General features: G+C 73.9%; 9 protein-coding genes and 3 tRNA genes. 7 read left to right on the top strand and 5 right to left on the bottom strand.

Features of this window, described 5'->3' with window-relative positions; all coding sequences use genetic code 11:
* Window positions 1-42: 42 nt before the first annotated feature.
* Window positions 43-1,257 carry an MAB_1171c family putative transporter gene (locus ACFVTC_RS08100; RefSeq protein ID WP_390125162.1) on the bottom strand — a complete coding sequence of 405 codons (1,215 nt, stop codon included), beginning with the start codon at window positions 1,255-1,257 and terminating at the stop codon, window positions 43-45.
* Between the two features lie 6 nt (window positions 1,258-1,263).
* A complete protein-coding gene (locus ACFVTC_RS08095) occupies window positions 1,264-1,908 on the bottom strand; it encodes a toxin-antitoxin system, toxin component family protein (protein ID WP_390125159.1) in 645 nt (214 codons plus the stop codon).
* A gap of 530 nt (window positions 1,909-2,438) precedes the next feature.
* Here ACFVTC_RS08095 and ACFVTC_RS08090 point away from each other — a divergent pair.
* The 5 genes from ACFVTC_RS08090 to ACFVTC_RS08070 all read left to right on the top strand — a co-directional run bounded on the left by ACFVTC_RS08090 (window position 2,439) and on the right by ACFVTC_RS08070 (window position 9,481).
* The gene (locus ACFVTC_RS08090) at window positions 2,439-4,007 is read left to right on the top strand and encodes an acyl-CoA synthetase (protein ID WP_390125156.1); all 1,569 of its coding nucleotides are present in this window, start codon (window positions 2,439-2,441) and stop codon (window positions 4,005-4,007) included.
* Window positions 4,000-5,340 carry a carboxyl transferase domain-containing protein gene (locus tag ACFVTC_RS08085; RefSeq protein WP_390125153.1) on the top strand — a complete coding sequence of 447 codons (1,341 nt, stop codon included), beginning with the start codon at window positions 4,000-4,002 and terminating at the stop codon, window positions 5,338-5,340. The genes ACFVTC_RS08090 and ACFVTC_RS08085 overlap by 8 nt, the downstream gene beginning before the upstream one ends.
* Window positions 5,341-5,926: 586 nt before the next feature.
* Complete coding sequence (locus ACFVTC_RS08080) at window positions 5,927-6,964, top strand: rod shape-determining protein (RefSeq protein ID WP_153290745.1); 1,038 nt, start codon at window positions 5,927-5,929, stop codon at window positions 6,962-6,964.
* Window positions 6,965-7,020: 56 nt separating this feature from the next.
* On the top strand, window positions 7,021-8,553 hold the full coding sequence (locus tag ACFVTC_RS08075) for a GAF domain-containing protein (protein ID WP_390125150.1): 1,533 nt from the start codon (window positions 7,021-7,023) through the stop codon (window positions 8,551-8,553).
* A 178-nt stretch (window positions 8,554-8,731) separates the two neighbouring features.
* Window positions 8,732-9,481 carry an SDR family NAD(P)-dependent oxidoreductase gene (locus tag ACFVTC_RS08070; protein ID WP_390125148.1) on the top strand — a complete coding sequence of 250 codons (750 nt, stop codon included), beginning with the start codon at window positions 8,732-8,734 and terminating at the stop codon, window positions 9,479-9,481.
* Window positions 9,482-9,999: 518 nt separating this feature from the next.
* Here ACFVTC_RS08070 and ACFVTC_RS08065 read toward each other — a convergent pair.
* From ACFVTC_RS08065 to ACFVTC_RS08055, 3 genes are all read right to left on the bottom strand, one after another.
* Window positions 10,000-10,073: transfer RNA gene (locus ACFVTC_RS08065), tRNA-Ile, on the bottom strand.
* A 165-nt stretch (window positions 10,074-10,238) separates the two neighbouring features.
* Window positions 10,239-10,311: transfer RNA gene (locus ACFVTC_RS08060), tRNA-Asn, on the bottom strand.
* Between the two features lie 5 nt (window positions 10,312-10,316).
* Window positions 10,317-10,389 (bottom strand) — tRNA-Asn (locus ACFVTC_RS08055).
* A 145-nt stretch (window positions 10,390-10,534) separates the two neighbouring features.
* On the opposite strand from ACFVTC_RS08055, the gene ACFVTC_RS08050 reads away from it, so the two are divergent.
* Together ACFVTC_RS08050 and ACFVTC_RS08045 are read left to right on the top strand one after the other, a co-directional pair.
* Window positions 10,535-10,840 (top strand): YtxH domain-containing protein, encoded by a 306-nt coding sequence (locus ACFVTC_RS08050; protein WP_168527988.1) that lies wholly within the window; start codon window positions 10,535-10,537, stop codon window positions 10,838-10,840.
* Window positions 10,841-10,992: 152 nt separating this feature from the next.
* On the top strand, window positions 10,993-12,447 hold the full coding sequence (locus ACFVTC_RS08045; RefSeq protein ID WP_168527989.1) for an FGGY family carbohydrate kinase: 1,455 nt from the start codon (window positions 10,993-10,995) through the stop codon (window positions 12,445-12,447).
* Window positions 12,448-12,604: the final 157 nt, after the last annotated feature.

Raw genomic sequence — 12,604 nt, 5'->3', positions numbered from 1 at the left:
ACAACCGCCGGTGCGGACCCGGCCCGTGCGGGGGCCGGGCGCTCATCGGGCCGGGACGCGCTCGGCCGGGACGGCCGCGACGGCGCGCACCGCCCGGATGTCCTCGGGGCGGCGCAGGGCCCGGGACACGGACTCGATCTCCGCCAGCAGGTTCTCGGTGTCCGGGTCCACGAGAGGAGCGGTGGCGTCGTCCCGACGCGTTCGCCGCCCGGTCTCGACGGCGTCCTGGAGCGTCACCGCGTGGGCGAGCGCCCGCGCGCGGCCGGTCTCGAACCCCAGGCCGACCGCGGCCTCGTACGCCGTGCGCCGCAGATCCTCGTCGAGGAACCGGGCGAGGTGGAGCAGCGCGTCCCGGATGTACGTCTCACGGCGCATCAGGCGAAGTTCCGGGGCGATCCGGAGCTTGAAGGGGACCCGGCTGCCCACGACCGTCCGCATCAGCCGGTACAGGGGCCGCAGCCGCCAGAGGCCGAGCCGGGTGCGCGCCCGCCGCTGCAGGTACTGGCCCACGTGCGGCAGGATGAAGCCCACCGCGATCAGGACGGCGGAGAGGGAGGCGACCGGCGGGGCCAGGTCGGTGCTGAGCCGGTCCAGGTCGTGGCCGCTCCAGCGGGCGCCGACCGCGGCGAGCTTCGCGACGTCGTAGACCAGGTTCATCGTGTAGCCGACACCCAGGAACTTCAGCCCGCCGCGCAGCCATACGTCGAGTCCGTCGGTACGGATCCAGTTCCAGACCAGCTTGGACGTGATCAGGCAGGCCGCGGTGTGCGCGAGCAGGTAGAGGACGATCTCCTCGCGCATGAAGGGCGTGCGGGCGTAGTACGTGTCGAGGTCCCGGATCCGCTCGACGGGCGTGTCCGCGAGCGCGAACAGCGCCCACAGCGCGACGATCACGCCGGTGTAGACGGCGACGACCCAACGGGTGGCGCGGCGGGTGGCCGCGCGGTCGGTGATGCCGTTGCGCCAGGTGGTGATCATCAGCAGGCAGGCTCCGCTGAAGGCGGTGACGAGGCTGTAGAGCAGGGGCGCCGAGATGTTCGGTACGCCGGTGACGCGGTTGGTCCACGTGATCGTCGGCGGCGCGGCGGAGACGAAGACGGCGCAGGCGAGGACGAGGAGGCCGCCGACGGCTCTCAGGAGCGGGTCCCTCCAGAGCTTGACGATGCTGGGCAGCTTGATGGCGAGGGCCGCGGTCAGGACCACGATCGGTATCCAGAAGGAGATGTAGATCCCGGCGAGGAAGTGGGAGGGATCCATCGCCGGTCAGTCCTGGGAGCCGCGGTAGCCCAGGGATGCCTGGATGGCGCGTCCGACCGGATCGGCGGGGCCCTGCGGGCGGGAGCCGGTCACCCAGGAGCGGAAGACGCTCGCGAGGTGGAGGCCGAAGTCCTCGGCCTCGGCCTCGTCGGCCTCGTGCGAGCCGTTGCGGGCGGCGACGGTGAGCGCGATCTCCTGCCAGCGGGGGTCGTCCGACAGGGCGCGGGCGGCGGCCGCGCCGGCGAAGTGGTGGTGGGAGTGCGCGTGGCCCGCCGACATGTGCCACAACTCGTGCCCGAGGATGACGAGTTGCTGGACCGTTTCGGCTCGCTCCTCGACGATGACGAGGTCGAAGTCGTGGAACTCCATCCACAGACCGGTGACCTCGATCTCGTCAGGGAAGCGTTCGAAGCGCAGCTGGACGGGGCGGCCGTCCCGGCGCCGGCTCATCTCCTCGCAGAGCGCGCCGGCCAGCTCCCGTACGTCGACGGGCGTGTCGAGGCGCTTCCTCAGGGTCCGGGACAGCTCGACCGCGAGGGCGCGCATCTCGGAGTCGGTTCTTCGGGAGAACAGTGCCGCCGCGCGCTTCCAGACGCCGCCGGCCCGTCCGGCCGTCCTGCCCGTCACACCGCTCGCCGCACTCCGCGTCACTCCTCGCTCCGCCCCGCTCCTCGCTCCGTCGCCCGGTCGACCCGTGATGGCGTCGTGGATGTTGACCCGTCAAATGGTCGTGCCGTGGGCGAGACTACGGGCCCGGATCGTCCCACGCCATGGTTTTCCGCACGGCCGTTCGCGGTTCGCGAACGGCGCGGCCACCCGCCGCCCGGAGGTCCCGCTGCGCGCGCCGGGACGCGCCCTCGCGTGAGCGTCGACGCGCGTCCTCGTGCGGGTCTTGGTGCGGGTCCTGGTGCGGGTCGCCGAGCGGGTTGCCGAGCGGGTCAGGGGGCGGGTCCCGGTGCCGGGCCCTCGGGCGGGTCCCGGTACGGGCCCTCGGGCGGGTCGCCGAGCGCGTCCAGGGCGGGTCTCCGTGTGAGGCCGGGCGGGGCCTCGTCCTGTGCCGCGCGGTGTGATCTGCCTCGCGCTGGGCCGGTCGCGGGCTCCGGCAGGTTTCCCGCGCCCTGGTGTAGGAACGGTTCTGACTGTCACCGGCAGAACGTCCCTACTGGCAAGGAGCACCCCGCGTGTCCTCCCTCTTTCCGGCCCTGGTCAGCGGTTCGACCGCACGGCGGCCCGCCCTCCGCTTCGGCGACCGGTCCCTGACGTACGCGGAACTCGCCGCCTCGGCGGGCGCCCTGGCCGCGCGCCTCGAAGGCCGGGGACGGATCGCCGTATGGGCGACGCCGTCCCTGGAGACGGCCGTCGGGGTGGTGGCCGCGCTGCTCGCCCAGGTGCCCGCCGTACCGCTCAACCCCAAGTCGGGCGAGGGCGAGCTGGGGCACATCGTGTCCGACAGCGCACCCTCCCTGGTGCTCGCCGGAGAGGGGGACGACCTCCCCTCACCCGTACGGGAGTTGGAGCGCGTCGACGTCGAGACGCGGCACACCGGCGGTGTCGTTCCGGAGCCCCCGGCCGAGCCGGACGACCCCGCCGCCCCCGCCCTCGTCGTCTACACCTCCGGCACCACGGGTCCGCCCAAGGGCGCCGTCGTCCCGCGCCGCGCGATCGCCTCGACCCTGGACGCGCTGGCCGACGCCTGGCAGTGGACGGGCGACGACGTGCTCGTGCACGGACTGCCGCTGTTCCATGTGCACGGGCTGATCCTGGGCGTCCTCGGGCCGTTGCGACGCGGCGGGGCCGTCCGGCACCTGGGGCGGTTCAGCACGGAGGGTGTGACGCGTGAGCTGAACGCGGGGGCGACCATGCTGTTCGGGGTGCCGACGATGTACCACCGGCTCGCCGAGGCGCTGGCCGAGGACGCGGAACTGGCCAAGGCGCTCGGCCGGGCGCGGCTGCTGGTCTCCGGTTCCGCCGCGCTGCCGGTGCACGACCACGAGCGGATCACGGCGGCGACCGGGCGGCCGGTCGTCGAGCGGTACGGCATGACCGAGACCCTCATGAACACCAGCGTCCGGGTGGACGGCCCGGCGCGGCCCGGGACCGTCGGGGTGCCGCTGCCGGGGGTCGGGCTGCGGCTGGTCGAGGAGGACGGTTCGACGCTCGCCTCGTACGACGCGGACGGCACCCCGACCGGCTCGTACGACACCGAGGGCAACCCCACCGGCGCCTATGACGGCGAGAGCGTGGGCGAGATCCAGGTGCGCGGGCCGAACCTGTTCACCGAGTACCTGAACCGGCCCGACGCCACCGCCGCCGCGTTCACCGCGGACGGCTGGTTCCGCACCGGTGACATGGCGGTGCGCGACGCCGACGGCTGCGTACGCATCGTGGGCCGCAAGGCCACCGACCTGATCAAGAGCGGGGGGTACAAGATCGGCGCCGGTGAGATCGAGAACGCGCTGCTCGAACACCCCGCCGTGCGCGAGGCCGCCGTCACCGGGGAGCCCGACGACGACCTGGGCGAACGGATCGTGGCCTGGGTGGTGCCGGTGGACGCCCCCGCCCACGGCCTCGACCGCGAACTCGCCGACCACGTGGCCCGCCGGCTCGCCCCGCACAAGCGCCCGCGCATCGTGCGCTTCCTGTCCGCCCTGCCCCGCAACGACATGGGCAAGATCCTCAAGCGAGCGCTCCCGGACGCCTTCGCGGACTCCCGCCCGAGCGCCGACCCGAGCGACGTCACGCATGACTGACCGCTTCCCGGCCCGTGAGGCCATCGCCCTCGTCACCGACGAGTTCACCGAACTCCGGGTACCGATACGGCGTTTCGAGCCGGACGGCCCGCTGTCCTGGCAGGGGTACGACGAGGCGCGCTCCCGTGCCGCCGCCCGCACCGGCGAGGACGAGTCCGTCGTCTGCGGCAGCGCGGTCGTCGGCGGCACCCGCATCGCGCTGATCGCCTTCGAGTTCGGCTTCCTCGGCGGCTCGCTCGGCGAACGCACCGGGGACCGTCTGGAAGCCGCGTACGCCCACGCCCGCGAACACCGGCTGCCGGTCGTCTCGCTGGTCGCGACGGGCGGCAGCCGGATGCAGGAGGGCATGCTCGCGCTCACCCAGCTCCAGCGGGTGGCACGGCAGTCGGCGCTGACCCGGGAGGCCGGCCTGCCGCAGATCGCGGTGGTCCGCGATCCGACGACGGGGGGCGGCTGGGCCACGCTGGGCGCGGGTTCCGACGTGATCCTGGCGCTGCCCGGCGCCCAGGTGGGATTCGCCGGTTCCCGGGTCCGTCCGCCCGGCGCGGACCCGGCGGCGTACACGGCCGAGGCCCAGCTGGCGGCGGGCGCGGTGGACGCCGTCGTACCGGAAGGGGAGCTGCGGGGGACGCTGGCGCTGTGGCTGGCCCTGCTCAGTGCCCCCTCCACCGAGGCCGCACCGGTGCCGGCGGCCCTCGGCGCGCCCGGTCTGACCGCCACCGGCCGGGACGCCGTCGACCGGGCCCGCTCCCCCGAACGCCCGCGCGCCGAAGCCTACTTGGACGCGTACTTCAGTCGCCGCGCGGCGATCGGCGGCGACCGCTGCGGCGGCACCGACGCCGGTCTGCTGTGCGGGTTCGGCTCCGGGCCGCGAGGGCGGACGGTCGCGTACGCGGCACAGTGCGGGACCGCGACCCGTCCCGCCGGGTACCGCACCGCGGCACGGCTGATCCGTCTCGCGGGCCGGCTCGGCATCCCGGTGCTGACGCTGGTGGACACCCCGGGCGCCGCCAACGACGAGCAGGCCGAGCGGCAGGGCGCGGGCTCCGCGATCGCGGACCTGTTCGCCGCGGTGGCCACCGCCCGCACGCCCGTCACCACGCTGGTGATCGGCGAGGGCGGCTCGGGCGGCGCCCTCGCGCTGGCCGCGCCGGGCAACACCTGGGCCACGCCGGACAGTTACTTCTCCGTCATCGCGCCGGAGCTGGCGGCCGCCATCCTCAAGCGTCCCGCGAGCGAGGTGCGCGCCACGGCGGACCAGCTCCGCATCCGGCCGCAGGACCTGCTGGACCTGGGGGTCGTGCGGGGCATCGCGGAGCACCGGGGGGAGTGAGCGCGCGGGCGGCGCCGACTTCCCGCCGGGACCGGCCGAGCGGGCCGGGACGCGCCAGGCGGGTCGGAACCGGCCGGGATGGGCCGGGACGGAACCGGCCGAGATGGGCCGGGACGGGATGGGCCGGAACCGGCCGGGATGGGTCGTGACGGGCCGGGATGGGTCGTGACGGGCCGGAGTGGGTCTGGGTGGCCGGGGTGGGTCGGGCCGGGGTGGGTCTGGGTGGCCGGGGTAGGTCGGGACAGGACGGGCCGGGGTGGGTCTGGGTGGCCGGGGTAGGACGGGACGCGGAGAGCGGGACATCGGCGCGACTTGCGAGAACCCGGGGAGCGGCACGGGTTGCGGGGACGGGGGGCATCTGTACGCGCACGGGGAAGTGGGGCCCGGCCGGTCGGCCCCCGCCGGACCGGTCCTCCGGTCCGGCGGTCCTCCCGCCCACCGCTCGTCGGGGACCACCCGGCGTCACCCGTTCGGCGGTACCCCGCCCGGCCCCCTTCAGAAGGCGCCCCGGCCCTCAGAAGCGGACTATGCGAGAAGGGACCGCCACGAGGCGGAGCCCGACGGTCTGCTCTCGGGAGGACCCGCCATGACCGCCAGTCTGGAGCAGCTGCGCCGCTGCCACTTCGCCGTCGACCTGGGCGCAGCCAGGACACGTGTGTATGTGAAGGGCGCGGGACTGGTCGTCGACCAGCCGAGTGTCGCCGCGATCAACACGAAGAACGGCGCGCTGATCGCGGTCGGTGAGTTCGCGGAGAAGATGACGGGCCGCACCCCCGACTACATCCGGGTGATGCGGCCGGTGTCCGGCGGCACGGTGGTCGACATCGAGATGGCCCAGCGCATGCTGCGGCAGCTGCTCGGCGACAAGGTGCGCCGCACCCTGCGCCGCAAGCCGAGGCTGCGCGCCGCCGCCTGCACCCCGCACGACGCGGACCCGCTGGCGCAGCGCGCGACGATCGAGACGCTCGTCGGCCTCGGGGCGAGGCGGGTGGAGCTGGTCGACACGCTGATCGCCGCGGCGGTGGGCTGCGGGCTGCCGGTCGAGCGGCCGGAGGCCACCATGATCATGGTGTGCGGTGCCGCCGCCACCCAGGTCGCCGTGCTGTCGCTCGGCTCCATCGTGACCGCCGAACGCATTCCGGTGGGCGGCGAGGCCGTCGACCGTGCGATCGTGCAGCATCTGCGCCACCAGCACGAGCTGATGCTTCCGTCGCAGTCCGTACGGCCCCTGCAGCTCGCCCTGTCCGGCAACGGGCTCACCCCGCACGGCCCGACGTCCACGGAGATCCACGGGCGGGACGTGGCGACCGGCCTCGCCCGTTCGGTGCAGGTCGACACCGCCGCCGTACGCGATGCCATCCAGACCCCGCTGACGGCCGTGCTCGACGGGATCGGCAAGGTGCTGCGCGCCTGTCCGCCGGATCTGGTGGCCGACCTCGCCGACCGCGGGATCATGATGGTCGGCGGGAGCGCGCTGCTCCCGGGGCTCGACCAGATGCTGCGGCACGCGACGGGCATGCCGGTGCACATCGCCGAACGGCCTGACGTCTGCGCGGTACAGGGCCTGGGCTACATGCTGGAGGGCAAGATCGAGCCGCTGACGCTGGAGCCGCTGCCGGGCTGACGGCCGGCCCGCCCGGGACCGGTCGATCCCCGTCCTCCGACCCACGAGGGGCCCGTATGACCGACCCCGTCCCCCGTCTCCCGGCCCTCGTGGAAGCCGTCCTGTGCGTCGGGTCCGACCTCGAACTGCGGGCCACGCTCCAGCACATCGTGGATGCCGCCGCCGAACTGACGGGGGCCCGGAGCGCGGCGCTGGACATGGCCGATCCCGGCGACGCCGGACCGCTGGAGATCCGTACGGATCGGCCACCGGCGGCCGGCCCGGACCAGTGCCCCCACGAGCGGCCCGACGGCTCCCTGGGCGTCCCGATCCTCGTCGACGACGCGGTGTTCGGGAATCTCCACGTCGCCGGGAAGCACGGCGGCCCGTTCACGGATGAGGACGAGCAGTTGCTGCGGGTGCTGGCGGCCCAGGCCGGCGTGGCGATCGGCAACGCCCGGCTGTACGAGACGGCCCGGCAGCGCGAGCGGTGGATCGAGGGCGCGGCGGCCGTCACCACCGCGCTGCTCAGCGGGGAGGACGCCGCCGACGCGCTGCTGACCGTCGCCGAACGGGCCCGGATCCTCGCCGACGCCTCGGCCGGTCTCATCCTGCAGCCCACGGCGGAGAGCGGCATGAGGATCGTGACCGCCGCCACCCCCGACGGCTCCGCCGACCCCGGTGACATCGTCGGCACCACGATCACTCCCGGCAGCCCCCTGCTGGAACAACTCCTGGCCGGTGAACCGGTGTTCATCGACGACTCGGCGACCGACCCGCGACTGACCACGCACGTACGGCACCGGTTCGGGCCGAACATGATGCTGCCGCTGCAGTCGGGCGGCCGTCTCATCGGCACACTCGCCCTGCCCCGCGACCGCGGCGGCCGCCCGTACAGCGCGGCCGAACGGCTGCTCGCCGCGCAGTTCGCCTCACAGGCCGCGCTGGCGCTGGTCCTCGCGGACGCCCAGCACAGCCGGGAGCGGCTCGCGGTCTACGAGGACCGCGACCGGATCGCTCGCGACCTGCACGACCTGGTCGTCCAGCGGCTCTTCGCCACCGGCATGATGCTGGAGTCCACGCAGCGGCGCAGCGTCGGGGAGGCCGACGCGGAGGTGCACGAGATCCTGGGCCGGGCCGTCGACGAACTGCAGTGCACCGTCCAGGAGGTACGCACCGCGATCTTCGCCCTCCAGCAACCGCCGGCCGACGCCCCCACCACCCTGCGCGGCAAGGTGCTGCGCGAGACGGCGGGCGCGGCGGCGGTCCTGGGTTTCCAGCCGTCCACCCGTTTCACCGGCGCGGTGGAGGCACTTGTGCCGGAGCCCGTCGTCGGCCACCTGCTCGTGGCCCTCCGCCGCGCCCTCGCCTCCGCCGCGCGCCGCTCCGGGGTGTCCCGTATCGAGGTCACGGTGGACGCGACGAGGAGGCTTCCCGACGGGCGGGCGGGGGTGCGGCTGACGGTGTTCGACGACGGCGACACGGGCGGGGGCGACACGGGCGGGGGCGGCGGCACAGGCGGGGGCGACACAGGCGGGGGCGGCGGCACGGGGGACGGACACGGGCGCGGCCGGGCGGGGACGACGGTCGTGTGGCAGTCGCCCCTGTGAGTGCCGGTCCGGTTCGGGCCGCGTCATCGACTGTGGAGCTCCCAGAGCCACTTGACGCCCTCTCCCGGCCTCCGTACCGTCACCTCTCGCATACGTGGACATGACCTCTGTTCACATCCACGGACATGCGGGAGACAGGGCGAGTGGGGGACGGGACAAGGGTGAGGACGGGGTGACCATGGCTCAGCGGCGCGTGGTGGTGTCCGGCGGCGGCACCGGGATCGGCCTGGCGACGGCGGAGGCGTTCGCCGCGGACGGGGACCGGCTGGTGCTCCTCGGCCGCCGGGAGGAGGTGCTGCGCAAGGCGGCCGACGCACTGAACGGCCGGTTCGGGGAGTCGGCGGCGACCTGGTGCGCGGCGGACCTCTCCGACCCCGAACAGGTCGGTACGGTAAGGGACTTCATCACGGTGGACGAGGCTCCGGTGGACGTGCTGGTGGCCAACGCGGGCGGCAACGTGGCCGCCGCGCACGACGGCACCCTCGCCTCCGTCGCGGACGGCTACCGCCGCAACTTCGACGCCAACGTCCTGACCGCGGTGCTGCTCACCGAGGCCCTGCTCCCGCACATCCGCAGGCCCGGCGGCCGCATCGTGCAGCTCTCCTCCATCGCCTCGCTGCGCGGCCCGGGGTCGTACGGCGGCTCCAAGGGCTGGATCAACACGTACACCTACGATCTCGCCCAGCGCGTCGGCCCCGAGGGCATCACCGTCAACGCGGTCGCTCCCGGCTTCGTCGGCGACACGGAGTTCTTCGGCGACCGCGCGACCCCGCAGTTCGTGGCGTCGCGGGTCGCGCAGTCCCTGACGGGGCAGCCGGGACACCCCTCGGAGATCGCCGCGGCCGTCCGGTACGTCGCGTCGCCCGAGGCGGCCTATCTGACGGGGCAGCTGCTGCACATCAACGGCGGGGCGGCGCTGGGGCGCTAGGACCTGCCCGCCCTCCTTGCCGGGCGGTGAGGCAGCCCCGCCGCCCCCGAGCGGCGGCGGGGCGGATCAGCCCGTCCGGGTGGATCACGAACCGCGCGGGACCGTGGGAGCCCACGTGGGCTCCCACGGCGTGGGGTAAGGGTCTCCGTCCTGGAGGATGCCGGGCACGGCCGCGACGTTCCGGGAACCGGGACACCGCGGTCACCGGTGGAGGCGAGCCCGGCCCTGGCGCCCCGCCCCTCCCCTCCCCGGGGGGGGAACCCGGCTGCCCTCCGGACGGGCGTCGGCGCGCGTGGACGCCGGATCGTCCGACCGCCGTCCCGCACACCGTCACCGAAGGCCGTGCGGCCGCCGACGGGGGTGTCCGGGGATCCGCCGGGCCGTCGATCGGCCGTCCGTGCGCGGGTGGGCCACCTGGTCCTGGTCCGGATGGATGAATGCGGACCGCCGCCTCGGGGCTGCGACTGCCGTTACCGCGTTTCCACAGATAGAAACGGTTCTGCTACGCAGGCACTGGGTGGGGCGGGTGGGACTCGAACCCACGGCCGACGGATTATGAGTCCGCTGCTCTAACCGGCTGAGCTACCGCCCCTTACGGCGCGTCGCGCACATTTGTGCGCGCCGTCTGCCGCAGCATAGCCGCTCATACGATCTCCTGCTTCGGATGGTCGGCAACGCATGACCATGAGGACTTCGGCGCCGGCCACGCGGTTCCCCCGGACATGAAAAAGGACCCCTGAGGGGCCCTCTTCCGTTGCTCTCCCGACTGGACTCGAACCAGTAACCTGCCGGTTAACAGCCGGCTGCTCTGCCAATTGAGCTACAGGAGACCGCGCTCCCCCGACTGGACTCGAACCAGTAACCTGCCGGTTAACAGCCGGCTGCTCTGCCAATTGAGCTACAGGGGATTGCCTTGTTGCATCGAACGCACCTACCTGGGTATTCGCCAGGGGGCGTGCGCTCGCTGCGACACATACATTAGCGCAAGCAGGGGGGTGCTCCGCCAATCGGTTCCCCCCGCACCGATGCCGACGCAAGGGAAGGGTGGCCGTCATGCGGTACCGGCTCACATTCGTCGCCGGACTGGCCGTGGGTTACGTGCTGGGCACACGCGCCGGGCGCGAGCGCTACGAACAGCTGAAGAAGTCCGCGCGGCAGGTCGCGCAGAACCCCGCCGTGCGCAACACCGCCGAGACCGCCGCCCAGCAGGGGCGCCAGGTCGCGGGCAAGGCCTACCACGCGGTGAGCGAGAAAATGGGCGACCACGTGCCCGCCTCGGTGACCCAGCGGGTCCGCTCCCTGCGCGAGCGGAACACCAACGGCACCGGCGAGGACGACTGGGGCACCACGAACACCTGAGCCTCCGGATGGCCGTATCGCCCCAAAGGCCCGGTGCGCGAGGCATCGGGCCCCTGGCACCGGGGCCCCAGGGACCCCCGGCCACCCGCGTTCACCAGGCGTGACACTCGGCCCGGCGCGCTCACCTCCCGCGGTACGGCAGAATTTCCGCCATGGGGATAGTCGCCGGGTTGGACAGTTCACCCGATTTCACTCGCATCGTCGTCTGCGACACGGACACGGGCGCCGTGCTCAGGCAGGGGTATGCGCCGCACCCGGTGGAGAGCACCGAGAGCGGCGGCCGCCCTTCCGACGTCGATCCGCAGGCGTGGCTGCTGTCCCTGGGCGAGGCCGCCGGCGGCGGCCTGCTCGAAGGCGTACAGGCCATCGGCGTGTCGGCACAGCAGAACGGGCTCGTCCCGCTGGACGCGCAGGGCAACACGGTGCGCCCCGCGCTGGTCGGCGGTGACAAGCGGGCCCAGGTCGCCGCCGCCGACCTGGTGGACGCGCTCGGTGGGCGCGAGGCATGGGCCCAGGCCGTGGGCTGCGTCCCCCAGGCCGCGCAGCCGGTGACCAAGCTGCGCTGGCTGAACCGCACCGAACCCGACGCGGCGCAGCGCACCGCCGTACTGCTCCAGGCGCACGACTGGCTGGTGTGGCAGTTGCTCGGCCGCCCGCTGCGCCGGACCACCGACCGCGGCGGGGCCTCCGGCACCGGCTACTGGTCGGCGGCGACCGGCGCCTACCGGCCGGATCTCGTCGAGCTCGCGCTGGGCCACCAGGCCACGCTTCCCGAGGTGCTCGGCCCGTCCGAGGCCGCGGGCACCACCCCCGAGGGGCTGCTGATCTCGGCGGGCACCGGCGAGACGATGGCGGCGGCCTTCGGGCTCGGCATCGGGCTCGGGGACGCGGTCGTCTCCCTCGGCGCGTCCGGGTCCGTGATGGCCGTACACACCGAGGCGCTGGCCGACCCCTCCGGCATGATCACCTCACTGGCGGACGCGACCGGGCTCCATCTGCCGGTGGTGACGACCCTGAACGCCGTACGGACCCTGCGCGGCGCCGCCGAACTGCTCGGCCTGCCCGACCTGGAGAGCCTGTCCGAGCTGGCGATGAAGTCCACGCCGGGCTCGCACGGCCTGGTCCTGCTCCCCTATCTGGAGGGCGAGCGGACCCCGAACCTCCCCCACACGGCGGGCACACTCGCCGGGCTGCGGCGCGAGTCGATGCGGCCCGAACACCTGGCGCGGGCCGCCTTCGAGGGCATGCTGTGCGGGCTCGCGGACGCGCTCGACGTCCTGCGCGGGCGGGGCGTGGACGTCCGGCGGGTCTTCCTGCTCGGGGCCGCCGCGGAGCTGTCGGCCGTACAGGCCGCGGCGCCCGCGCTGTTCGGCGCGCAGGTCGTCGTACCGCAGCCCGCGGACTACGCGGCGCTCGGCGCGGCCCGCCAGGCGGCCTGGGCACTCGGCGTGTCGCAGGGCACCCTCGACCCCCGGCTGCCACCCGTCTGGCAGGGTGCGGTCGCCCAGGTTCTGGAGCCCGGCGAGGAACTGGCGGTGGGCCAGGCCGTAAGGCAGCAGTACGTCTCCGTACGGGAGCAGACGCACCCTGGGGCGTTTCGCGCATAAGGGCGCGCAGGGGGGCACACGGGAAGGCCGGGACGCGCGGTGAAGTCCCGTACGGGCCGCGGGCGTACGTCCGAAGGTCCGGTTCCGGTCGGCTCTTGGTCCGCTCTTGGATTAATCGATTGGGGTAACGCGGGTGGAGTGTCCGACGATAGGGGGT

It is taken from the genome of Streptomyces sp. NPDC057950 (assembly GCF_042887295.1).
Classification (GTDB): Bacteria; Actinomycetota; Actinomycetes; order Streptomycetales; family Streptomycetaceae; genus Streptomyces; species Streptomyces kaempferi.
The sequence above is the reverse complement of the archived record's forward strand: the minus strand, read 5'-3'. Positions and strand labels throughout refer to the sequence as shown.